The sequence below is a fragment of the Pedobacter zeae genome (assembly GCF_014196715.1).
GTDB classification, from domain to species: Bacteria; Bacteroidota; Bacteroidia; order Sphingobacteriales; family Sphingobacteriaceae; genus Pedobacter; species Pedobacter zeae.
Window position 1 is genome coordinate 712,127 of record NZ_JACIEF010000003.1, and the last position, 24,927, is coordinate 737,053.

At 41.2% G+C, this 24,927-nt stretch carries 18 protein-coding genes and 1 tRNA gene; 8 read left to right on the top strand and 11 right to left on the bottom strand.

What is annotated here, in order from left to right; translation table 11 throughout:
* Window positions 1–60: 60 nt before the first annotated feature.
* The 3 genes from GGQ60_RS16135 (at window position 61) to GGQ60_RS16145 (ending at window position 2,202) form a co-directional block, all read left to right on the top strand.
* Complete coding sequence (locus GGQ60_RS16135; RefSeq protein ID WP_183766307.1) at window positions 61–777, top strand: siderophore-interacting protein; 717 nt, start codon at window positions 61–63, stop codon at window positions 775–777.
* Window positions 778–779: 2 nt separating this feature from the next.
* On the top strand, window positions 780–1,682 hold the full coding sequence (locus tag GGQ60_RS16140; protein ID WP_183766308.1) for a cation diffusion facilitator family transporter: 903 nt from the start codon (window positions 780–782) through the stop codon (window positions 1,680–1,682).
* 178 nt (window positions 1,683–1,860) lie between these two features.
* A complete protein-coding gene (locus GGQ60_RS16145) occupies window positions 1,861–2,202 on the top strand; it encodes a hypothetical protein (protein WP_183766309.1) in 342 nt (113 codons plus the stop codon).
* A gap of 85 nt (window positions 2,203–2,287) precedes the next feature.
* Here the strand turns inward: GGQ60_RS16145 and GGQ60_RS16150 are convergent.
* The 3 genes from GGQ60_RS16150 to GGQ60_RS16160 form a co-directional block, all read right to left on the bottom strand.
* Window positions 2,288–2,361, bottom strand: a tRNA-Asp gene (locus GGQ60_RS16150).
* Between the two features lie 103 nt (window positions 2,362–2,464).
* The gene (gene prfA, locus GGQ60_RS16155) at window positions 2,465–3,538 is read right to left on the bottom strand and encodes a peptide chain release factor 1 (protein ID WP_183766310.1); all 1,074 of its coding nucleotides are present in this window, start codon (window positions 3,536–3,538) and stop codon (window positions 2,465–2,467) included.
* Window positions 3,539–4,742: 1,204 nt separating this feature from the next.
* Window positions 4,743–5,486, bottom strand: coding sequence for a UDP-2,3-diacylglucosamine diphosphatase (locus tag GGQ60_RS16160; RefSeq protein ID WP_183766311.1), 744 nt, complete (start codon window positions 5,484–5,486; stop codon window positions 4,743–4,745).
* A 139-nt stretch (window positions 5,487–5,625) separates the two neighbouring features.
* On the opposite strand from GGQ60_RS16160, the gene GGQ60_RS16165 reads away from it, so the two are divergent.
* Window positions 5,626–7,752 (top strand): prolyl oligopeptidase family serine peptidase, encoded by a 2,127-nt coding sequence (locus GGQ60_RS16165; protein ID WP_183766312.1) that lies wholly within the window; start codon window positions 5,626–5,628, stop codon window positions 7,750–7,752.
* A gap of 54 nt (window positions 7,753–7,806) precedes the next feature.
* On the opposite strand, the gene GGQ60_RS16170 is transcribed toward GGQ60_RS16165, so the two are convergent.
* A complete protein-coding gene (locus GGQ60_RS16170; RefSeq protein ID WP_183766314.1) occupies window positions 7,807–8,460 on the bottom strand; it encodes a hypothetical protein in 654 nt (217 codons plus the stop codon).
* A 310-nt stretch (window positions 8,461–8,770) separates the two neighbouring features.
* Between GGQ60_RS16170 and GGQ60_RS16175 the strand changes: the two genes are divergently transcribed.
* On the top strand, window positions 8,771–9,781 hold the full coding sequence (locus GGQ60_RS16175; RefSeq protein WP_183766316.1) for an NAD(P)/FAD-dependent oxidoreductase: 1,011 nt from the start codon (window positions 8,771–8,773) through the stop codon (window positions 9,779–9,781).
* Between the two features lie 36 nt (window positions 9,782–9,817).
* A complete protein-coding gene (locus GGQ60_RS16180; RefSeq protein ID WP_229685134.1) occupies window positions 9,818–10,144 on the top strand; it encodes a 2Fe-2S iron-sulfur cluster-binding protein in 327 nt (108 codons plus the stop codon).
* A gap of 313 nt (window positions 10,145–10,457) precedes the next feature.
* Here the strand turns inward: GGQ60_RS16180 and GGQ60_RS16185 are convergent, their stop codons facing one another.
* The 6 genes from GGQ60_RS16185 to GGQ60_RS16210 all read right to left on the bottom strand — a co-directional run bounded on the left by GGQ60_RS16185 (window position 10,458) and on the right by GGQ60_RS16210 (window position 20,121).
* Complete coding sequence (locus tag GGQ60_RS16185) at window positions 10,458–13,064, bottom strand: glycoside hydrolase family 2 protein (protein ID WP_183766318.1); 2,607 nt, start codon at window positions 13,062–13,064, stop codon at window positions 10,458–10,460.
* 12 nt (window positions 13,065–13,076) lie between these two features.
* The gene (locus tag GGQ60_RS16190; protein WP_183766320.1) at window positions 13,077–15,335 is read right to left on the bottom strand and encodes a GH92 family glycosyl hydrolase; all 2,259 of its coding nucleotides are present in this window, start codon (window positions 15,333–15,335) and stop codon (window positions 13,077–13,079) included.
* Between the two features lie 423 nt (window positions 15,336–15,758).
* Window positions 15,759–17,084, bottom strand: coding sequence for an alpha-L-fucosidase (locus tag GGQ60_RS16195; protein ID WP_183766322.1), 1,326 nt, complete (start codon window positions 17,082–17,084; stop codon window positions 15,759–15,761).
* A 28-nt stretch (window positions 17,085–17,112) separates the two neighbouring features.
* Window positions 17,113–18,804, bottom strand: a complete 1,692-nt coding sequence (locus GGQ60_RS16200) for a S41 family peptidase (protein WP_183766324.1) — start codon at window positions 18,802–18,804, stop codon at window positions 17,113–17,115.
* A 182-nt stretch (window positions 18,805–18,986) separates the two neighbouring features.
* Window positions 18,987–19,580 (bottom strand): carboxylesterase family protein, encoded by a 594-nt coding sequence (locus GGQ60_RS16205; RefSeq protein ID WP_221235982.1) that lies wholly within the window; start codon window positions 19,578–19,580, stop codon window positions 18,987–18,989.
* Between the two features lie 325 nt (window positions 19,581–19,905).
* A complete protein-coding gene (locus tag GGQ60_RS16210; RefSeq protein ID WP_183766326.1) occupies window positions 19,906–20,121 on the bottom strand; it encodes a hypothetical protein in 216 nt (71 codons plus the stop codon).
* A gap of 251 nt (window positions 20,122–20,372) precedes the next feature.
* On the opposite strand from GGQ60_RS16210, the gene GGQ60_RS16215 reads away from it, so the two are divergent.
* Together GGQ60_RS16215 and GGQ60_RS16220 are read left to right on the top strand one after the other, a co-directional pair.
* Window positions 20,373–20,975 carry a porin family protein gene (locus GGQ60_RS16215; protein ID WP_183766328.1) on the top strand — a complete coding sequence of 201 codons (603 nt, stop codon included), beginning with the start codon at window positions 20,373–20,375 and terminating at the stop codon, window positions 20,973–20,975.
* A 203-nt stretch (window positions 20,976–21,178) separates the two neighbouring features.
* Window positions 21,179–23,011 (top strand): outer membrane protein assembly factor BamB family protein, encoded by a 1,833-nt coding sequence (locus tag GGQ60_RS16220; protein ID WP_183766329.1) that lies wholly within the window; start codon window positions 21,179–21,181, stop codon window positions 23,009–23,011.
* 65 nt (window positions 23,012–23,076) lie between these two features.
* On the opposite strand, the gene GGQ60_RS16225 is transcribed toward GGQ60_RS16220, so the two are convergent.
* On the bottom strand, window positions 23,077–24,921 hold the full coding sequence (locus GGQ60_RS16225) for a RagB/SusD family nutrient uptake outer membrane protein (protein ID WP_183766331.1): 1,845 nt from the start codon (window positions 24,919–24,921) through the stop codon (window positions 23,077–23,079).
* Between the last annotated feature and the right edge of the window lie 6 nt (window positions 24,922–24,927).

Below are 24,927 nucleotides of genomic sequence, written 5' to 3' on the forward strand. Positions count from 1 at the left end.
TCCATTGTTTGCTATCTCCGTTCGCAGTTCCTTTGCATTGGAATTTTAATGCGATAAACCATGATTTCTAAATTACCAAAATGGGCGGCCGATCTGACGGAAAAATCTGATTCTTTAATGTCAGATATGAAAATACTGGATACAGTTTATGTCAGTCCGAACCTGAAGAAAATACGCTTTCAGGGCGATATATCACGGATGAACTTCCAGGTCGGTTATGCCAATGTTATTCGAGTAAGCGATAGGGAATTCAGGAACTATACCGCATCATATCATAACCTCGGTGAGGGGATTTTGGACATTATTTTTCACATTCACGGCAATGGTGTCGGAAGCCGATACATTAATGGGTTGAAACCGGAAGATGAGTTGCGTATCAGTATCCCAAGAGGGAAAAAAATGTACGATGGAACTATAAGGCAGCAGTTCGTTTTTGGCGACGAAACATCTTTGGGTCTTGCCTGCTCAATTCTACCAATCCTGCAAAAGAATAAACATCAATATCAGTTTTATTTTGAATTGGATGATGAGAACCAAAGTGTCCCAGAATTATTAGGCTTGGAAAATTATACGGTATTTTCTAAAAAGAACACGTTCAGAAACGAACAATGGATCAATGAATTGCCGGTTTTCAACGCCGATGAATGGAACACTGCGAATTTTATATTAACAGGAAACGCAAAATCAGTCCAGACGTTTAGAAAAACGTTAAAAAATAAATCGAAAGGTAACATTTCTTCTCAGGGATATTGGCTTGAGGGAAAAAAAGGATTATAAAAATGGAACATCATCATCATCATCATTCGGATAAAAGCGGAATTTCATTGGCTTTCTGGCTCAATTTATTGTTTTCAGTCGTTGAGATCATCGGCGGAATTCTTACCAATTCGACGGCAATTATTGCAGACGCCTTTCACGATTTTACGGACGCGGTTGCTATCGGTATAGCCGTGCTTTTGGAAAAACTGGCAGGCAAAAAGCGAACTTCAAAATTCAGTTACGGATATAAGCGATTTTCTTTACTGTCTGCTCTGGGAATGTCTTTGTTTTTACTGATCGGGGCAATATTTATGTGTATCGGGGCATATCAATCATTTGTTAATCCCGAACCCGTAAACAGCAAAGGAATGTTGTGGCTGGCTGCCTTAGGAATTGGTATTAATGGCTTTGCATTTCTGAGGATAAAAAGCGGACACCAGCATCATCATGACCATTCACACCATCACAACAGTAAAGCAATTATGCTGCACTTGCTGGAGGACGTTTTAGGATGGGTAGCTGTATTGATTGGCGCCATCGTTATCTACTACACAGGTTGGCATTGGATAGATGGCATATTGGCTTTGGCTATTGCTACTTTCATTGGATATAATGCTACCCGGAATCTTATTGGCACAATGAAAATATTATTGCAGTCGGTTCCTGAGCGTTTGGATATTGAAAAGCTTTCATCCGAACTCTATCAGATCAATGGCATTCAAAACATTCACGATTTTCATGTTTGGAGTATGGACGGCAGTTACAACATCAGTTCATTGCACGTTGTGGTAAATACTATCGACGGAAACCAGAAAGATGATGTTCTTTCATCTATCGTGCAAGTAATGGAGAAGCATAAAATCCAGCACCCAACTATACAAATTGAAACAAATGCAACAGATTGTAAATTTGTGGCTTGTTAGCCAATGATTTTTCCCTGTATCATCGGTCAATTCACTTTCAATTGTCACAATGCTATAATTTCAGAAGTCACTGTCGAGATAAAATGCGTCAGGAAAGGGCTATCATAATCATCAAGATGTGTGTTTATAAATTGGCTACAGGCAGGAAAGGTAGCACATTTTTCCTGGGGTGATTGCAATGCTTGCAGAAAAGAAAAAGCACTGGCAGCGGAGGAATAAAGCAATTTCCATAAAGAAATATGGGCCACCAACCAAATTTCAAAAGAAACATATGATCGCTGGGACGGCAACGATAAACCGTAACAAGATTAGCCTTCAGGCGACGATTCAAAAGCTACCATCAAACCATCAAATACCATATAAAATCGTACAGCAGAATGTGGAAAAATTGACAGACTTAAAAGACAACTACAACATCAGTAACACTTTAGAAAAGCAAGAGTTAATTAGATTGGGATTCGATAGCAATATGTATTATGAAAAAGGCATCTATCGAACTCCTAAGCGGATAGCATTATGAGCACATAACGCGCTGAAAATGAAGGATGAAAACTTGCTGATTTACGAAAAAAAAACGGGGAATTTTTGCAAATCCCCCGTTTTTGCGGAATGGACGGGACTCGAACCCGCGACCCCATGCGTGACAGGCATGTATTCTAACCAGCTGAACTACCACTCCTTTTGTTCTTCTTTAAAGCCAGAACCTCTTATCTCTTTCGAGGTTGCAAATATAGAGACTATATCTTAATTCGCAAATTTTTTTTTAAAATATATTTAACTACCTAACTGGCAGCACCTTCCTGCATCTTTTCTGCATTTTCAGCGAACTGAAGCGCATCAATAATCTCCTGGATATCGCCATCCATAATGCTTGGCAGGTTGTATAGGGTTAAACCGATACGGTGTTCGGTAACCCGGCCCTGGGGATAATTATAAGTCCTGATCTTGGCCGAACGGTCGCCGGTTGATACCATCGTTTTACGTTTAGCCGCAATATCGCCGTTCTTTTTCTGCAACTCAATATCGTAAAGTTTACTGCGCAGCATTTCCATGGCAATAATACGGTTACCCAATTGCGAACGTTCACGTTGGCAAACCACCACAATGCCCGATGGTTTATGCGTTAACTGCACCTTAGTTTCTACCTTATTTACGTTCTGTCCGCCAGCACCTCCTGATCGGGAGGTTTGCAGCTCGATATCGGCGGGGTTAATGTAAAGGTCTATTTCTTCAGCCTCAGGTAATACAGCTACCGATGCTGCAGAAGTATGTACACGGCCCTGGGTTTCCGTGTCAGGTACACGCTGCACCCTATGTACACCGCTTTCGTACTTTAACTGACCATAAACATCCTCACCACTCACCTTTAAAATTACCTCTTTATAGCCCCCCGCTGTACCTTCCGTTACATCAACCACTTCAACGCTCCAGCCTTTGGTTTCGAAATAACGGGTATACATGCGGTATAAATCGCCGGCAAACAAAGCCGCTTCGTCGCCACCTGTACCACCCCTGATCTCAAATACCGCATTTTTGGCATCTTCAGGGTCTTTCGGAATCAACATCAAACGAATAGCACTTTCCATCTCTTCTTGTTGTTTCAACAAAAGTTCCAGCTCCTCTTTCGCCATTTCCCGCAATTCAATATCCTTTTCCGTTGCTAAAATTTCTTTGTTGGCGTCGATATTGCTCATCACGTTTTTGTAGACTTTATACTCATCTACAATCTTACCCAGGTCTTTATATTCTTTGTTTAAAGCCGCAAAACGTTTCATATCCTGGATTACATCCGGATTGCTCAACGATTCTTCCACATCTTCCCAACGCAGCTTTATAGCTTCTAATTTATCTAACATATGTATTCTTGTTGAAATTCCCGACGTTTGGATAGGCCCAAAAATTCAGGAAAATGCAAAAATAAGGAAAAAAGCTGAATTAGTTTGTTTACGATTAAAGGTTAAGGTCCAGGCAGCAATGAAAGGCCTGGAGAACATTAAAAAAGGTCCCGGGTTAGCTTTAAAAACACAGGGATTAACTGTTAGGTAGAAATAAATTTGACGGTTTTGGAAATGGGCAGTCCTTCTCCTGTGGCGGCCTGCAGTCCCGCTATCACTTCAAGCCCTCGCCCGATGAAAAATCGGGACTATAACGAAAAGCCCGACGGACATTAAATTAAACTATCGGTTTTGCTTTCCGAAAAATAGGGATTAACGAAATAGTTGGAAACAAATTTAAAGGGTTTGGAAATGGGCAGTTCCTCTCCTGTGGCGGCCTGCAGCCCCGCTATCACTTCAAGTCCTCTCCCGATGAAAAATCGGGATGCGGGCTTTTCGTTTTATCGGGTTTAGAAACAAAGGGCGGTGCATTTTAAACTTTAAACTCCATGCAACCCCAAATAGCAGCAGAAACCAGCGTAACTAAACGGGATTGAAGTGGCAGCTCCCGGTTTTTATTTAAAATCGGGACTATAACGAAAAGCCCGACGGACTTTAAATTAAACTACCGGTTTTGCTTTCCGAAAAAATAGGCATTAACGAAATAGTTGGAAACAAATTTAAAGGATTTGGAAATGGGCAGTTCCTCTCCTGTAGCAGCCTGCAGCCCCGCTATCACTTCAAGTCCTCTCCCGATGAAAAATCGGGATGCAGGCTTTTCGTTTTATCGGGTTTAGAAACAAAGGGCGGTGCATTTTAAACTTTAAACTCCATGCAACCCCAAATAGCAGCAGAAACCAGCGTAACTAAACGGGATTGAAGTGGCAGCTCCCGGTTTTTATTTAAAATCGGGACTATAACGAAAAGCCCGACGGACTTTAAATTAAACTACCGGTTTTGCTTTCCGAAAAATAGGCATTAACGAAATAGTTGGAAACAAATTTAAAGGGTTTGGAAATGGGCAGTTCTTCCCCTGTGGTGGCCTGCAGCCCCGCTATCACTTCAAGTCCTCTCCCGATGAAAAATCGGTATGCGGGCTTTTCGTTTTATCGGGTTTAGAAACAAAGGGCGGTGCATTTAGGTAAAAGCCTGGGTTTGCTAGCTGAAAAGAACTTAAAAACTAAGCCTATGGATTATAATACTCCAATTTTAGATCCTGTCCATCAAACACCCCATAAGAATTGTAGTTGAGCCATTCGCCGATATTTACATACCTGCTTCCATTGCCCAGATCTATATCGAGCGGCAGGTGCCTGTGCCCAAAAATAAAGTAATCGAAATGTGCTTGCTGCAATTGTTCTTTGGCATAAATGGCCAGCCACTCTTTATCCTCGCCCAAAAACACTTCCTTTTCGGTTTGCGCGGCCCTGCTGCCCCTGCTCCAGCTATTGGCTATACCAATCCCCAAATTGGGATGCAAACGGGCAAACAGCCATTGGCAAACCTTACTTCTGAAAATCTTTCTTAAAAATTTATATTGCCGATCGCCCGGGCCCAAACCATCACCATGGTGCAGGTAGAATTTCTTTCCTCCACGTTCAATAATCAGTTCATCGCTGATGATTTCCATCCCGATTTCCTGTGTAAAGTAATCGCGTACCCACATATCGTGGTTGCCTTTAAAAAAGTAGATTTTAATTCCGGCGTCGGTCATCGCGGCCAGCTTTCCCTGCAAACGTACAAAGCCTTTTGGTACGACTGTAGCATATTCGAACCAAAAATCGAAAACATCGCCCATTAAAAAGAGTTCGCTACAGTCTGGCTCAATAAAATTTAACCAACTTACAATGCGCGCCTCGCGGGTACGACTTTCAGAATAGCTGGGTGTACCTAAATGGAAATCGGAAGCGAAATAAATCTTTTTTGCCATGTATTTTCAAAGGTAAGGGAAAAAGCTTAAAGACTAAAGGGGAAAGACCAAAGCATAACTATCTGTCTAATCCCCTAACCTATCTAATCAAACCAGAAGAGAAAAAAAGACATATATTAGTAAATAAATCTGTTTCGCCATGAAAAAACAAATTCTATTAAGCTTATTTGCATTAAGCCTTTTGGCCTGTAACCAAGGTAAAAAACCTGCAGAAAAAATAACATTGATGAAATATCCTGAAACGAAAAAAGACAGCACTATAGATAATTATTTTGGCACTGCGATCGCCGATCCTTACCGCTGGCTTGAGAACGATACCTCTGCCGAAACCAGGGCCTGGGTAAATGCTGAAAATAAGGTAACCCAAAACTATCTTGAACAGATTCCTTACCGGGCTGATATTAAAAAGCGCTTAACCGAAATTTGGAACTATCCGAAAGAATCGGCCCCGTTTAAGGTTGGCGAATATTATTTCTTTACCAAAAACGACGGATTGCAAAACCAAAGCATCTGGTTTATAAAAAAAGGCCTTGATGGCAAAGAGGAGGTTTTTCTCGACCCAAATACACTTACTGCAGACGGGACAGCGGCGGTATCGTTGCTCGGGGTCTCTCATGATAAAAAATACTTAGCCTACTCAGTGGCACAGGCAGGATCAGACTGGAGCAATATTTATGTGATGGAAATCGCTACCAAAATGAAATTGGGCGACGAGTTAAAATGGGTCAAATTTTCGGGCGCAGCGTGGAAAGGTGATGGTTTTTATTACAGTAAATTTGATGAGCCTGCAAAAGGAACCGACCTTTCGGCAGCCAATAAGTACCAAAAAGTGTATTATCATAAATTGGGCGATTTACAGAAAAACGACCAGTTAATTTTTGAGGATAAAACAAACCCTAACTTATATTTTGGTGCCAGCGTTACGGAAGATGAGCGCTTTTTGGTGCTTTATGCCAGCGCAGGTACCTCAGGCAATGCTTTGTATTACCAAGATTTAAAAATACCAGGCAGCAAAATTAACCTACTGATAAAAGGTTATGAAAACAACCATAGCGTTATTGACAACGTAGGCGACAATTTATTGGTAAATACCGATTTAGGGGCAGAGAACAGGCAAGTGGTTCTGGTAGACCCGAAAAATGCAGATCCGGAAAACTGGCAAAAAATTATTCCGGAATCTAAACTCGCGCTGGAAGGCATTGGAACCGGTGGCGGATTTTTATGGGCCACCTATTTAAAAGACGCCAGCACAAACATCATTCAATTTGATTTAAAAGGGAAAAAAATCCGTGATGTAAAACTGCCTGCTATTGGTACCGTTGCTGGTTTTGGTGGCTATAAAGAAGATCAGGAGTTTTTCTACACCTTTACCAACTTTACCACCCCTAGCAACATTTACCGCTATAATGTGGGCAAGGCCGAATCGATTTTGTATAAAAAATCGGAGTTGAAGCTCAATACCGACGATTATGAAACCAGGCAGGTATTTTACCCCTCTAAAGACGGAACGAAAGTGCCGATGTTCATTGTCCATAAAAAAGGGATCAAACTTGACGGCAACAACCCGGTTTACCTCTATGCTTACGGAGGTTTCCAGGTTAGTTTAACGCCTGCATTCAGTTTATCACGCATGTTGTTTTTAGAGCGCGGTGGCATTTACGTTCAACCGAGCCTGCGCGGCGGAAGTGAATATGGAGAAGCCTGGCACAAAGGCGGTATGTTGGCCAAAAAACAAAATGTATTCGACGATTTTATTGCTGCAGCCGAATACCTGGTTAAAGAAAAATATACCAATCCATCTAAAATTGCCATTTCGGGCGGTTCAAATGGCGGACTTTTAGTTGGTGCCTGTATGACACAGAGACCCGACCTTTTCAAGGTTGCCTTACCTGCCGTGGGGGTGCTGGATATGCTTCGTTACCATAAATTTACCGTTGGATGGGGTTGGGCTGTTGAGTACGGAACGAGCGATAAAAAAGAAGATTTTGATTACCTGATCAAATATTCACCGCTCCATAATGTAAAAAGCGGTATTAATTATCCGGCAACATTAATTACAACTGCTGATCACGACGACCGCGTGGTGCCGGCACATTCTTTCAAGTTTGCAGCAACCTTACAGGAAAATTATAAGGGCGAAAACCCGGTTTTAATCCGGATAGAAACCAAAGCCGGCCACGGCGCAGGTAAACCAACCACCAAATTAATTGAAGAAGCAGCCGATGTATGGAGCTTTGTATTTCAGAATTTGGGGATGAGCTGGTAACTGATTCTGCGAAGAAGTACAAATCCAAGGAGATTTATACTTCTTCGCAATGCATCACCGGGATAATATTTTAGGAAAACCAGTAATAAATTCGGTACCTAAACAGCCTTTTTTGATTACAATTTCTACTCTATCATCTGGCTGTATACTTCTTAATTTCAGAAACAAATAAAATATGCCAGAAACTTTCATCTTACCCAAATTATAGAACACAACATAATAACTTGTAGATCGGCCAATTGTCTTCATCGACTTTTCTATCACCTGTGTTTCCATATTACTTTTATCTTTTACCCATAAGCGGTTTATAAATAGAAGTAAGATATCAGAAAACCAGAATTTTGATGCAAATATTAAAACTGTGATCTGAAAAACATAGTTCCAAATGATAGAAACTAAACTCCCATCTTTTACAAATCCCCGACCGTAACAGAAGTAAAGTATTAAAAAAGGGATAGTTAAGACATAACTCAAAATATTAATCTCTCGACTAAACTTGGTTTCTCTCATTGTAATATGGATATCAACAACCAAGAGAGACAATAACGGGATTAACAAAAGCCATTTCCAATGGGTGTTTCCTGAATAAAGCCCCCATATGCAAAACGGAATAAAGGCAGCAGGCAGTTGCCAGCTCCGCCCGCAAATGAGAAACAACAATACCCAAAAAGCCACCAGAGGCAAAGCAATAAGAAAATAATCAGGCATCTGAACTATAATTTAGGGAAGTTATTATTTTTTTCGAACTTCGGCTATAATCAGGATTTAATGGTTTAACAAACTTTGGAGAAACCAACGGTTGGGATCAAATATTTCAAACAATCACCTATTCTCCACTAAACCTATAGACCAATTATAATTTGCTTTGGACCGCCAAAAACCTTTAACTTTTGTTTTTAATCAACTCAAAGCATATAAAATACTGAATATAATAGGATTGCAAAATTATCTAGAATATTTCTAAATAGGAGAATTGATTTGACTTTATTTTGTAACTTTGCGTCAAATTTTTTCTTTAATGATCACTACTGATATAGCCATAATAGGCGCTGGTCCGGTTGGTTTATTTGCCATTTTTGAAGCCGGTTTATTAAAAATGCGTTGTCATTTAATTGATTACCTTCCTCAGGTTGGTGGTCAGCTGTCTGAAATTTATCCTAAAAAACCGATATACGATATTCCAGGTTATCCTTCTGTGCTGGCTCAGGAACTTATCGATAATTTAATGGAGCAAGCCAAACCTTTCCACCCAACGTTTACTTTAGGCGAGCGTATAGAAGGTTTAGAAAAGCGTGGCGAAGCCGATTTCGTTTTAACCACCAATATGGGTACCGTTATCGAAGCTAAGGTGGTGGTTATTGCCGGTGGTTTAGGATGTTTCGAGCCACGTAAACCAGCTGTAGAAAATTTAGAAAACTTTGAAAACGGTAAGGGAGTAAACTACATGATCCTTGACCCAGAGAAGTACCGCAATCAGAAAATGGTAATTGCAGGTGGTGGCGATTCTGCTTTAGACTGGACCATCTACCTGGCAGAAGTTTGCTCTGAACTGACTTTGGTACACAGAAGTGAAAGTTTCCGTGGTGCACCCGATTCTGTTGCCAAAGTAATGGCATTGGCAGAAAGCGGAAAAATTAACCTGGTTTTAAACAGCAACCTTCAGGCCGTATATGGAACAGATAAGCTGGAGCAGGTTGAAATTGTTCAGAACCGTACCATGGAAAAAACTGTTGTAGAAGCCGATCACCTGATTCCTTTGTTTGGCTTAAGCCCTAAATTAGGCCCTATTGAAGATTGGAACCTCAACATCAGCAAAAGTGCCATCGAAGTGAATGTTGATGATTATTCGACAAACATCCCTGGAATTTATGCCATCGGCGATATTAATACCTACACCAATAAGCTAAAATTAATTCTTTGTGGTTTCCATGAGGCAGCATTAATGAGCCACAGTGCTTATTCTTACATGAACCCTGGTGTGAAATATACGATGAAATATACCACCGTAAACGGGGTTTCGGAATTTTAAGCTTTCTGCTATATTTGCGATAATAAAGAGAGCAAAATGGAAAACAACATTACTATATATATGCAGGAGCCGGATGGCTCGGTTACCGAACACGTTGCCCCAACCGATATGGGCCTTAGCCTGATGGAGTTTTTAAAAGCATCAGAATATGATATTCTTGCTACCTGTGGCGGAATGGCCCTGTGCGCAACCTGCTGTGTTGATGTTTTGGAAGGCGAAGAGAAGCTTAACGAAATGACAGACGATGAGTATGCCATGCTTGATACTTTGCCTGATCTGTTACCAAACTCACGTTTAGCCTGCCAGTTGCAGTTAAACAATAGCATGGACGGATTAAAAGTAAAATTACACGGCGTAAGCTAGTGCTTAAATAACATAAATAAAAATGGCGATATCAAAAGTATCGCCTTTTTTGTTGGTCGAGATCTGCAATCTCGACTCTCTGTATTGTTGATTGGTAATACACCTTAACGATTAAAATCTAAAGAATTATAAACCGCCAACAGCGAACTGCAAACTGATATGGGCGTTACCCAAGCTATGCAAGGGTCGGGCTTTTCAGGGCTACGCTTCGCTCCGGTACCGATGAAAAATCGGTACCGGACCCTTACAATCCCTAACGCGGATATATCGCGATTGAGGAAATCCCGGCCAATAAGTATTTACCTAATAATTTCTATTGCATATTTACTTTCTGTTTCTCAACATTCCAGCCGTAAACCTCTATCGCCAGGTTGCTTTGTTTACCGGTATATTCTACAACCACTGTTTTACTTTCACCAGGCAAAATGCTTACATAATTATCATCGTAAAACGCCGGCAATATCCGTTCGCCGGTATTGCCATTTATTAAAGCAATACGGTTAAAAAAGGCAACAGGATTTCCGGCAGCGTTACTTAAGGTTACAATCACTTTTCCATTCTTCTGATCGATAGCAGTAATTTTTAACGGTGCCTTTCTGATGTTCTTTAAACCCGAATATTCCCCATCTTTTCCGGCCAGCCAATAGGTGTTTTCGCTTAAAATATTTTGCTTCTGATCTAAAATCCTTAACGAAACAAATACACCTTCTTTTTTATCCAGTTTGGTTAAAAATTGGTTCATAGGAAAGAGTCTCCTCACTGAAGACGGACCAACCGAGTTGAAGGCCTGAGAGTAGAAATAGTCTTTCCCTTCCATATCATAAGCTTTGGCCTGTACCATTAAGTTGTTCCTCGTAGTAAAACCATTATTTACAATCGTAACCATACTATCTAAAGGATTCATCATCACATGCAGCGGTTCGCTCCCTTTCCTTAAACCATATAAACAGGCATTTGGATCAAGATAATAATCGTACATCTGTCCGCGCATGGCTGTCCAGGGGTTTTGGGTTTTCCAGATGATGGAACCGGTGTACCAATCCCACATTTTGTTGGAAAAGCCTTCCATTAATGCTCTATATTGATCATAATTAACCAATTGTGCTTTCATGGCAAAATCTTCTGCACTTTTTGGCTTCCCATACGGATTAAGGTATTGCTCGTATGAAATATATTTATGATAATCCCACACCGAATCGGGCTTGGCTTTGTATTGTGGTGCAATAAGGTTTTCTTTTGGGATAAAACGCAACAGCGAAGCATAGTCGCCCACACCTACCGATCCAACTTCTGAATTATAAGGGAAAGTTCGGTTAGCCCAAAAGGTTTTGGTATCCTGTATTCCATAAGGTCCGTCACCATTACCACCGATTGAATTGAACGACATTTCGTCGCTGTTAGAGAAATCGAAAAACTTTCTTGTACCATCCAGGCGTGGCAGAATATCGTTCTTTAAAGGTTCTAAAATATCTTCAGGTGGGGTAATTTCATTTCCTCCGCACCAAAAAGCGAGTGAAGCATGGTTTCGTACCATTTTGATCTGGTCTTCAATCGCATTTAAAATTAGATTATGATCGTCAGGATAATTTCTGCGTGTCCATTGATCTTCCTTCTTCATCGGGTCTACCCAACGGCCGTTGCAATCGCCGCTGAACCAGAAATCCTGAAAAACCAATAAACCATATTTATCGCAAGCATTGTAAAACTCCGGTCTTTCCAAAATTGCCCCACCCCAGATCCTGATCAGGTTAAGGTTCATATCTTTATGGTACCGTACTTCTGCATCATAACGGGCATCACTAAAACGCAGCATTGCATCACTGATAATCCAGTTACCTCCTTTAATAAAAATCTTTTGCCCGTTTACAAAAGCTCCCATACTCCGGGTATGCTCATTCCAGATATTATCAATCTGGCGAACTCCCACTTTAAGCTGCTCCCGATCTGATACCCCGTTGGCTGTTACAAATTCGATTTTCACGTCATATAGATTTTGCGGTCCATATCCGCTTGGCCACCACAGTTTAGGGTTTTCGAGCTGTAAATCTGGGAGTTTAACTATTGTGGTTTTATTGGCGGCAAGGGTAGCCGGCTGCCTAACCAGTTTACCTGCAAGCTGATATTGTAAAATGCCCGAAACAGGTTTACTGGTTGGATTTTCAACTTCGACCGAAACTTTAATGGTAGCAGGATCCTGTTTGCCTTCCGGTAACCGTTTACCTGGCACCAACGTGATTACCTGGGGGTTTTGGATATTGATGCCTTTGGTTTTTTCGATCGTTACCTTATCCCAGATCCCTGTATTACGGTCGCGGATGGGTTGTATCCAGTCCCAGCCAGCAGTATATTGCGTGGTTAACCCTTTGGCAATCGTTCCGTCTCCGCCCTGGCCGCCATTGGGGTTACCCGGAAAATCGGGTGGATAAACGACAACTGCAAGCCTGTTTTTACCGTTTGCGGCAAGCAGTTTGGTAATATTGTACTGTGCCCTTAAATGCATGCCCACCTGTGTTTTGGCATTTACCTTTTTCCCGTTCAGGTAAATCTCAGCCTTGTAATTTATCCCTCTAAACTGTAGCCAAACCTGTTCATTACCAACGGCCTGCTCCTGAAAATCTTTTACGAACCAATACGTATAATAATCGTTGCCTGTTTTATATACATCTGGTATTTTTTCGTTGTTCATCCCATAAAATGGATCAGGAACTTTTTTATTGTTTAACAAGGTGGTTAAAACCGTTCCGGGCACTGTTGCGGGCATCCAGCTGTTAAGCGAAAAACCGGGTTTAGAAATTTCTGGGCCGGTAGACTGCGCATCTTTGATATTGGCGCAAAGCCAGCCCGAGTTTAATTCGTAACGCTGTTGTGCATTTCCGTACAGAACCGAAAAAAGTAAAAGGAATAGAAATGTTTTCTTCATTATTTTTTAGCATTATTGATTTGAAACAGGCCTGTCTTCGGGTTTTACACCCCAGGTTTCGGATGGTTTACTTCCCATGTAAATCTGAATATTTCCTCCGGCAACAATGGCTTTATGAAGAATATACGACTTGTTATAAGGTTTCCCGTTCAGGATAATTTTTTGGATGTATTTGTTCTCAGCACTGTTACCTATTACTTTGATATTAAACTTTTTATTACCCGCCAATGTAATGGTTGCATGGTTAAGCAAAGGGGTTCCGAAAACGTAAGCCCCGTTTGCAGGATTAACAGGATAAAAACCCATTGCCGAAAAAACATACCAGGCACTCATCTGGCCCACATCTTCGTTACCGCATAATCCATCAGGTTTTGAAGAATAAAAGTCATGATCGATTTTACGGATGAGGTCGGCTGTTTTCCATGGCATACCCGCATAAGCATATAAATAGGTAATATGGTGACCAGGTTCGTTACCCTGTGCATAATTCCCGATCAGGCCCGAAATGTCGGGAGAACTGTTTTCGCCCAGATCAGCTTTTACCGAAAACAATGAATCCAATTTATTTACAAATGGTTTGTCGCCGCCAAATAGTTTAATCAATCCTTCTACATCCTGGGGCACCAGCCAGGTATACTGCCAGGCGTTTCCTTCGGTATAATCATCTTCGCGGTGTTTGGAAGCTACCGGGCTGAAAGGTACCCTCCATGTGCCATCGGCTAATTTCCCCCGCATAAACTGCACATCTTTATCAAAATATGCTTTATACAGCTCTGCTCTTTTGCTGAAATATTGATAATCTTTGGTTTTGTTCAGTGCTTTGGCAAACATTGCGATACAATAGTCATCAATGGCGTATTCCAAAGCCTTAGCTACTGATTCATTTACTTTATCCGCAGGAATATATTTTAGCTGCTGAATATAATCGATGCCATCGGTTTTCTGCATGGCCGATTGTTTTACCGCTTCAAAAGCCAGGTTCACGTCAAAGCCCCGGTACCCTTTTAAATAAGCATCTGCAATTACCGGAACAGCGTGGTAGCCCACCATGGTATTGGTTTCGCTTCCCATTAAATGCCAAACCGGTAATTTTCCCTGCTGCTTATAAATGGCCAGCATGGTATTGACTACGTCGCTTACCTTTTCCGGGTGAAGGATAGTGTATAATGGATTAGCTGCTCTATAGGTATCCCATAGTGAAAAGGTGGTAAGGTTGTTGAAATTTGCTTTTTTGTATACCTTTTTATCTGTTCCACGGTAATCTTTATTTACATCGTTAAATAAAGATGGTGCGATCATAGTATGGTACAATGCGGTATAAAATACCTTTTTGGTGGTATTGGATGCACCAATATCAACTTTAGACAGTTCCTTTTCCCATTTTGCATCGGCATTTTTAACTGTCGATGCAAAATCCCAGCCAGGTAATTCTGTGTTTAGGTTTAAAATGGCATTTGCTGAGCTTACAGGCGATAAAGCAACTTTTAACTGTAGTTTTTCGTGGTTGATAACATCAAAATTAACAACAGCCTTTAACTTTTTACCTGATAATCCGGCACCGTTTTTAACTACTGTACTATCATAAAGCACAAGATTTTTAATCGGTTGCGAAAGTTTAATCACAAAATATAAACGTTGATCGCTGGCCCAGCCTTTCGAATTACGATGCCCTACCAGGGTGGTAGCATCGAGCTGCTTCAATGAAGCAGATACCGGCGCATCCCATCCAATGCCCTCAATTAAATCGATGATGATATGGGGATTTTCGGCCCCTTTTTTAAAGGTATATTGATGAAAACCGACCCTTTCGGTAGCGGTTAGTTCGGCTTTAATATCATATTTATCGAGCAGTACGCTGTAATAACCTGCTTTTGCCACTTCATTCTGATGTGAAGATTTAGACAGGTAACCATGCTGATCGTCGGCGGTTTTACCTTTCTCTAATAACAATTTACCTGTTGCTGGCATGATCGAAATATCGCCCAGATCACCGATTCCTGTACCACTTAGATGGGTATGCGCAAAACCAGTGATGGTGTTACTGATGTAATTGTAACCACTGCACCAGTCCCAGCCCTCAAAAATATTGTTTGGCCCGAGCTGTACCGCCCCGTAAGGAACATTGGCCCCTACAAAAACGTGTCCGTGTTTTGCCGATCCGATCAGTGGATCTACATACTGCGTAAGCTTGGCTTTCTGCTGTGCCGCAGTACTAAGGACAAATAGAGAACTGGCTAAAAATAGAACAAAAGAGGCTTTATTGAACTGCATGTGTGCTTATAATTACTTACATTGAATTTAAAACCATAAAAGTAAAACGTTTTACGTTTATTTTCTCATAAAAGTGTGAAAGAATATGTTGAAATAAAGTAAAAGCAATGGATTTGGAGGCCCTTTATCATGGGCTTAGTTGTCATTACTAAGCTTGTGGAAGAACCTCTTTTAAAACACCTTAAAGGCGTTTCGACAGGCTCAACGTGACAAATTAGAAGAGAAATTATAGCTTATGATACTGCCTCTTTGAACATGAGAAATCGTCATTGCGGGAAGGCCTTTTTTGCTTACAAAGCCATCTTATTTACCACATAAGGGATATAAGAACATTTAAGCTTGTGTGCCCTTAAATTTCTTATATGGTTGAAACTAATAGAAAGATCCTTCACTGTGTTCAGGATGACAATGAGTATAACTCTTTTAACCGATCTCCAATACTATCACCTGATCGGGCTCTGATTCATTTAGCCCGGTAGTAATTGTTAATGTTGATTTTTTTAGCGTAAAGTTTACGGCAGTTTTATCTTTTAACAGGTAGGCCTTTTTAATTTTCTTCAGCGGAACGTTTTCCAAAGAAAGTGTTGTCGTTTTTCCATCTATTAAATGGATATAAACTTTCTTATCGCTCTGCGTGATGCTTCCCCAGGCCTGCGGCTTTATAAAGCCAGCTTTTGTGCCGTAAATACTTTCGCCATATACCTTAAGCCAAGCGCCTAACCCGGCCAAACGATCCTGAAATTCCGGCTGTATTTTACCGCTGGGCATTGGGCCGATGTTCAGTAAAAGATTGGAACCCAAACTTGCTGCTTTAACCAGCATGTGCACCAGCTCTTTATTCGATTTGTAGTAAGTATCGCTCAAATTATAGCCCCATGAATTGGAAATGGTTTCGCAGGTTTCGAGGGGCAGTTTATCTGAAGCCTTTTGAAAACTTAAACCCGACTTATTTTCGCCTGGAAGATCGCGTTCGAACATCTGAAAATCTTCTCCTGCAAAAGGGCTAAGGTGATGGTTATTCCCGATCATGCACTGTGGCTGTAGTTTGTGGATTAAACCGTAAATTTCATTGTATTTCCAATCAATCCGCGATGTTCTGTCTTTTGATCCTTCCGGTGCAGTTTGGTCCCAATGCCCATCAAACCAGATCCCGCCTATTTCGCCATAATTGGTCAACAGCTCAGTTAATTGGTTTTTCATAAACTGCAAATAGCTGGCGTAATCGCCTTTACCCTTGCGACCAGAGTTTTGCCCCGTGCGACCGGTTTCGTGCGGATAATCTTCCCTGCGCCAATCCAACAATGAATAATACAGGTATAATTCTATGCCCTGTTTATGACACTCATCAGTCATCATTTTTACAATATCCTTTTTATAGGGGGTATTCATGATGTTGAAATCAGAATATTTCGTATCCCACATACTAAAGCCATCGTGGTGCCTGGTAATTAGCGTAATGTACTTCATTCCCGCATTCTTGGCCATACTCACCCATTGTTCGGCATTAAACTCAACCGGGTTAAAAAAATCTTTGAGGTTGGTGTAATTATGAACATTCAGCTTTCGATCGTTCATTACCCACTCGCCGCTTCCTGGTATACTAAAAGGGCCCCAGTGGATAAATAATCCAAAACGGGCATCGTTAAACCATGCTCTTTGTTTTAAATTTGAGGCTGTGGGGATATAATCCTGCGCTTTTACCTGTAAGGCAATAAATAGCACAAGGCATAATAAGGTCAATTTCTTCATAAGAATAGCGGCTATTGGTCTTTTAGGTTTAGTCTATCGATGCGGTGGCCTTGGTGGGCTTTCCAATCACCTTATAATTTCCATCTCCTTTTAAAATGGCCAGTATTTGCGATTGGTTGGCAAAAAGGTTTTTTGCTGCTGCCAATTCCTTGTCATATTGAAAGCTCTGTTCAATTCTTCCCTTTTCGTAAAAATAACGGCTTACAATCTGCGTTTCCAAAACTCTTTTAATTTCTGCCTTATGGCTTACCAAATCGGTTTTCTTTGAAGAAGTAAGTTTATATTTAAGGTTTTCGAGATCGGTTTTTACTTCTGCTGATTTATTTTCTTTTTCAGCCTCTGCCCGCAGGTCAGAAAGCAACCTTTCCGTGCGGCTCTGATAAGACAGGTCTTTATCGGCCAAACTGCTGGAAAATGTAGCATAATCGGCATCCGATAACTGAAATGTTCTGGCTGAGGCTAATGTTGGCTTTTCTTTCCGGTATTGATTGGCATAATTGAAGAAAAGGCTTTTATTGATCATCGAAATGGTAACCGGGCTTAACTTGGCTGCATCTACTACAATATCGGGATAAACACCGTTGCCACTATATACATTTCTACCGGCTTTGGTTTGGTACATGACCATGGTAGAATCGGCAAAACGCTCGGCCACCCCTTCTGCATTTTTATGTGCATAATCCAGTTTTTGGATGCACCTGCCTGATGGCGTGTAATATTTAGCAACGGTTACTTTAACCAAACTGTTATAGGGCAAATTGAAAGTCTGTTGAACCAACCCTTTTCCATAGCTGCGCTGCCCGATAACGATGGCACGGTCTAAATCCTGCAAGGAACCGGCAACAATTTCGGATGCCGAAGCCGAATTTCCGTTCACCAATACCACTAAAGGAAGGGAGGTGGAAACAGGTGCATTAAGGGTTTTATAGGTAATGGTTTTCTCTGCATTTTTCCCCTTTTGAGTAACAACGAGCTGATCTTTATTGATAAAGAGGTTTACAATTTTAACGGCTTCCTGTAAAATACCGCCGCCATTATTCCTTAAATCCAGGACCACACCTTTTGGGTTTTCTTTTTGAATGGCTAAAAGTGCATCTTTCACTTCCTGGCCGGAGTTTTCCAAAAACTTATCGAGTTTGATATAACCGATACCGTCACCAACCATTCCGGAATAGGATACATTTGGCTGTTTTATTTCTTCGCGTACCAGTTTTTTGGTCATTTCTTTTCCATCCCTCACTAATAAAAGGTCGACAGCCGTGCCTTTAGGTCCACGCAGTAACTGGCTAATTTCTGCACGGTCTTTTCCTTTTACGGCAATACCGTTGATGCTCAGTACCTGATCACCGGCTTTAAGGTCGCTTTTATTTGCAGGATAACCCTCACTAACTTCGTTAATAAACAGTTTTCCATCAATAAAAACGGTACCCGCACCAATGCCACCGTACTGGGTACTCACATATTTCAGTTTATAATCCTCTATTTCCGATTCGGGAACGTATTCGGTATAAGGATCCAGACTATCCAACATGGCATCGATCCCTATTTTCATCAACTTAGGGGCGTTGGTATCATCCACATAATTGATGTTGATTTCTTTATATAGCGAAGCAAAAATATCCAGGTTTTTAGAAACCAGAAACAAATCTTCTTTGAAAGAAAAAGATAAAACAGCAAGCCCAAAGCCGGCTGCCAAAAAACCATATTTTAGTTTCTTCATTTCCTTATGTATTTATTCCAGTAGCACAGAACAGATTGAAAGCCTGTTTTTGGAAGATTATTTATTGATATAGTAAGAAAGTAAATGTACAAAAAGCCGTAAATATTAAAAACAGCTTATTTGGCCCAAGCGTAAATTAAGCGTTACGCAATGAACCGCGAAGCACGCTCATACAACCTATTTTATTTATGCCGGGCAAACAACCAGGCAGGTATTTGAGCAGTAAGTAATAACGGAATTGTAATAAGGTTATGATCCAGCTTGTTATATGTAGTAAACAACAAATCACGATTCCCTTTCAACGCATGGTATAAATGCTCACTTCCTTCGTAAGGATTTTCATCATCCTGCCGCCCATGAATCAACCAAATAGGTTTTTGCCCGATGCCCTTAGCATTTACGAAATCGGGAACCGTTGCAATAGAAACCATAGCAGCAAAGGTTTCAGGCGCAATATTGATCAGGTTTTGCGCGGTTGATGCGCCCATAGAATAACCTACCAAATAAATGCGATTGGTATCTATCTGAGGATACTTGACTTTTACTTCCCGAATCAATTCAAACACTAAATAAACATCCTCCGACGGTTTCGAGCTCAGGCAATGCCTTACTGAATCTGGATAATAATTTGATGAACGCGTTTGAAACTGCGGAGCAATAACGAATGCCGGAAATTCCCGGCGTACATCAGGCCGCAGCCAGATCCTGGCTAACGGTTCCAGTTGCCGTTCATTATCTGTGCCTATCCGCGTTGAGTTATGAAAGGTAATAACCAAGGGATATTTAATTTGCTTACGGTTCCCCGCTGGTAACAGCAGCCTGTAATTAATCGATTTGTTTCCTTTACTGAAAGTTTGCCTGAGGTATTCACCGGCGGGTAGATCGTTTAATTGTTTTCTCGTTTGGGTTGATGTCAAACTATCCGCGAAAGTATCATTAAATACCTGTTGTTGTGCAGTTGCTGTAAGCGCAACCAGCCAGAACAGGGATGCTAATATGAAAGAGTCACGTTGCATAACAGCGTAAAATACAGGGAGCGATGTACGTATCTAAGTCTGAAACAGAAAACTTAAGCAAAAAATACTGTGCGGAAATGGAATCTTAAAGCCTGTTGCCTTTGGGATCAGCCAATGCTTTTTGGATGGTAAATTCGATGTAAGTACGGTCGCGCTTAACCAAGCGCATTAAATCTTCGACCAATTTATCTTCTTTGCCTGGTGTAAATTCTAAAGGCTCGTTCGCCAGATCGCGGTATTTCCTTAAAAACTTGGTTTTTACTTTAAATGCGGTTTCAGAAGTAAGTTGAAAATTAGCCATGGCACATTTTATTTGATGCAAAAGTAAAAAATATTTATTCAGGTTAATACCTTTTTATGTGATGTGACAAAAAAAGTGGAGATTCGCAGATTACTTTTGCACGATAATTGTGTTAAAAGCGCGTTATACAACCTAATGGGTGTAAAACCCAATGGTATAATTTTTAAAACAAAACCATAAGCCGAATAAAAACATGCTTAACAGGCAGTATTTGTCGTTTATGAACTTTAATCCCTAAAAAAATTAAACAAATGAAAAAGATCATCTTCTCTATTGTTTTCCTAACCCTGGGTTGGGCAACATCGCAGGCGCAAACCTTTAATCTCGGTGTAAAAGCTGGTGTTAATTTAGCTAAAATCAATGCAGATTTTGCAAGTGAAGAAAACCGTTTAGGCTATCAGATCGGTGCATGGGCACGTATCGGCGGTGCCAGTTTTTATGTACAGCCAGAAGCTTATATTGGTAGCAAAGGCAATAAATTTATCAGCTTTCAACAAGATAACGGGAATGAGGTATCAGCAGAAGGAAAAGTAAAATTTACCACGTTGGATATTCCGGTTTTATTGGGTACCAAATTCGGTGCTAAAAACTTAAACTTCCGTTTAATGGCCGGCCCGGTTATTTCATTTGTTTTGGATGAAAATTCGACATTTAATTCGGCTTACCAGCAAGCAACTGATTTTAACAATTACAAAAACCAGGCATTGGGTTTACAGGCGGGTGCAGGTGTAGATGTGGGCAGCATTTCGGTTGATTTACGTTACGAAGCCGGCTTATCGAACATCAGTAAAAGCGAAAAATACAGCCAGAAACCTAACCTTTTCCAATTGAGTTTAGGATTTAAGATTTTGTAATTTTACCAGAGAACAAGTAAAAAAGGCGACCAATGGCCGCCTTTTTTATTGGGGATGTCAGACCCTTTCAAACTCAGCAGCTCAGTCTTCAATCTTCAGACTCTATTTTAACCCAAACTTAACACGTAAAATTGGCATTACAACCCCGTTTAAGCCCTAAAAAATAACGATTTTTATGGTTAACCTTTTAACGAAAAAAGACCATGAAATACCGTATTCTTTTACTGTTCGCCATTTTATTATCGCTCGCCGTAAAAGCCCAAAATTTTAAATACGCTTTTGTTACCGATACACATGTGGGTTCGCCCACAGGGGAAGAAGACCTTAACCGGACCGTTGCAGATATCAATGCGCTAAATGATATCGATTTTGTAATTATTACGGGCGACATTACCGAAATGGGTACCAATAATGAACTCAAACTGGCTAAAGATATCCTTTCTAAATTAAACAAGCCTTACCACATTATCCCCGGGAACCACGATACGGGATGGTCGGAATCAGGGGGTGTAAATTTCATTAAGGAGTTTGGTGCCGACAAGTTTATTTTCGATCATAACGGTTACCGTTTTATTGCCTGTGCATCGGGGCCTTATGTACGGATGAGTGATGGGCACATCCCGAGGGATGCCACGGTTTGGTTAGACAGCGTACTTAAAGCAACACCTAAAAATACGCCGATTATTTTTGCCAACCACTACCCATTGGATAACAGCCTGGACAATTGGTACGAAGCGACTGACCGGTTAAAAAAATACAATATCCAATATGCGATATGCGGTCACGGACACAATAACCATCCTTATAATTTTGAGGGTATTGAAGCGACCATGGGCCGGTCTAATTTAAGGGCAAAGGACAGCATTGGCGGCTATAATATTGTAAGCATGACCAAAGACTCCGTGTTTTTTCAGGTCAAAAAGCCAGCGCAGGAAATTCTTCCGGTTTGGCGTAAGATTGCCTTGAAAACCTTTATAGCTGATCAGAAAAAATACGAGCGCCCTGTTTTCGCACTCAACACTAAATATCCGGCTACGAAAGAAGTCTGGTCTTACCACTCCAATGCCAACGTGGTAAATACCCCAACCTATGCTTCGAACAATGTTATTTTTGGGAACAGCTTAGGTTTAGTGGAAGCCCTAAACAAGGTTACCGGCAAAAAAGTATGGACATTCAAAACCAAGGGGGCTATCTACTCTTCTCCCGTAGCCATAAACGGAACCGTTATTTTAGGTTCGGGCGATGGAAACATTTATGCGCTTAATGCAAAAACCGGGAAAGAAATTTGGCATAAAGCAACAGCAAATTCGGTATTGGGATCGCCGGTGGTTAATGGTCAACGGGTGTATATTGGTGGCAGCGATAATACTTTCAGGGCCCTGGATGTTAAAACAGGAAAAGAAATATGGGCATTTTCCGCAGTTGAAGGCACCATAGTAGGCAAACCGCTTATTTACCAGGACAAAATTATTTTTGGATCGTGGGGAAGGCATTTGTATGCGCTCGATATCCATACCGGTAGCCTGCTCTGGAAATGGAATAACGGCCAGGCGAACAGGATGTTTTCGCCGGCAATGGTAACGCCGGTTGCCTATCAGGGCATTGTATACATTGCAGCCCCCGATCGTTATCTAACGGCTATTGACACCAAAAACGGCACTACGTTATGGCGGAATAAAGAAGCTACAGTCCGTGAATCAATCGGTCAATCGGCAGATAGCACGCTTATTTACGGCAAAACCATGCAGGATGAAATTGTAGCTTACAAAGCACAGGCACAAGATCCGGGCGTTTTATGGCGCTACAATGTTGGTTTTGGTTATGAGCATGTACCCTCAATGCTGATCGAAAAAGATGGAAAGGTATTTTTCGGCACAAAAAACGGCGTGATCTATGCCATTGATCCTCAACGGCAAAGCACTGTTTGGGCACACAAAATCGACAACTCCATGATCAACACGGTAAATGTGATCGACAGTAAAAATATCCTTGCCAGTACCATGGATGGCAAAGTGGTTTGGTTACGCACAAAATAATAAGCATAAAAAAACCTCCCCAAATTAAATTTGAGGAGGTTATACCAAATAAAACACCTAAAGAACTACCAACCTGTAGTTTGTGTAAGTTTAAAGCCTTTCTCCTGGTATTGGATAATCTGTGCCTGTCCGACAGGAGCCAAATAAGCTCTATCTGTAAATGCATTCCTGTTCGCAGCGTTGGTAACCATCCAATAACCAACCATAGCCGCAGCATTCGTACCATCATAGGTAACAATGGTACCATCGGCTTTTTTCACCTTAACGTTTCTTGCGGTTGCATTTGCAGCTGTTAAATAACTTGGTGCCTCAGCCTGTACATTTACCCATGGCCCGAGGAAATAATCCGGATTGGTACTGAAATCCATATTATTAAGTTTTTTCCACCGTTTTAAATCCAGTAAACGGGTATGCTCAAATACAAACTCCATACGACGTTCCCTGCGGATTTCCCAAATCAGATCAGGAACATCGGCATCTTTAGTGGGATCGACCGGAAGAGCACCTATCGTTAGCGGTGCTGTTTTTAACACCCCTTTTGCAGCGGCAGCGGCATCAAGCGGACGGTTCCTTATGGCATTTATTGATTTATTCAGATCAGATTGCGTGATGGCTGCGCCTGAATAATACTGAGCCAATACCGCTTTTGCTTCAATCCAGTTTAACACCACTTCGGCCAAACGCATTACTGGCGCATCACTTGTATTGGTATTACTGCCCCAGGCGGCAGGGTACGTTTTTCCAATATAAGTAAGTGCTTCCCTTGAGGCAAATTTAAAACCATAAAGTAAAGTTGCTGACGGCACCAGGGCTTTATCATAAAATGATGCTTCGAAACGCGGATCCCTTGTTTTTACCAGATCGGCAATGGTAAATGAATTAGCGCCTGCAACCGACGAATTTTGCCACACTTTTCCATCATTGAGAAGAAAAGATTTGATCAAAACCAGGTTGGCGTCAACGCCAACTACTTCGGTTCCGTTCTGATACGAACCAATACTGTGTGTAACAGCTAAGGCAGCATCATAGGTCCGGTAAAGCAATACTTCCGGGTGGCCGGCTAAGTTATCGCTTGAGAATAACGACTTAAAATCGCGGCTGAAATTATATTTATTGCTGTTGATTACATAATCGCCTGCTTCTACGGCAAATTCTAAATATTTTTTGGCTCTTGCCGCATCTAAGCCATGGTAATGTTCATAAGTTCCCTCAAATAACATAAACCTCGAGATAAATGCAGCGGCAATATATTTGTTTAAAAACTGTGCCCCGTCATTATCACGCATGTTGGCCATTACATATTTAAAATCGTCGTATACCTTATCCATTACCACCCCTCTTGGATCCCTGTCTTTATATAACGTTGGCAGATCGCTATCCAGAACTTCTTTATCAAAATAAGGTACATCACCAAAAACACTAACTAACCGGCTATATTCAAAGCCCCTAAAAAAACGGGCAACGGCTGTCCAGTGGTTATAGGCTTCGCCGGTAATATTAGGCTTCGCAATGTCGTTTAAACGGGCCAGCATTACATTTGATTTTCTAACCCAGGCGAAATCCCATGTTGGGCCTGCATAGGTACCTAACCAGTCGGCAGCTTCAGAAACAGAGCCTCTTGATGTGGGCACGCTGCTTTCAAAACTGGTCTGCGCATTTTTCCCTGTTAAATCATCGGAGAAAGTATAACCCCTTACCGGTGCATAATCTACACCAAAACCAGAGTTATATCCATTAAAATAATTGGTATAATAACTATTGGCATACATGCGGATATCATCCTCACCACGCCAGTATTGCCCATCTATATAGGATGTTTGCGGCGTACGGTCTAAAACGTCTTTATTACAAGATACCAGAAATAGGGCGACTATAACCGGCAAGCCATATATGTATTTAAAATATTTCATCTTCTT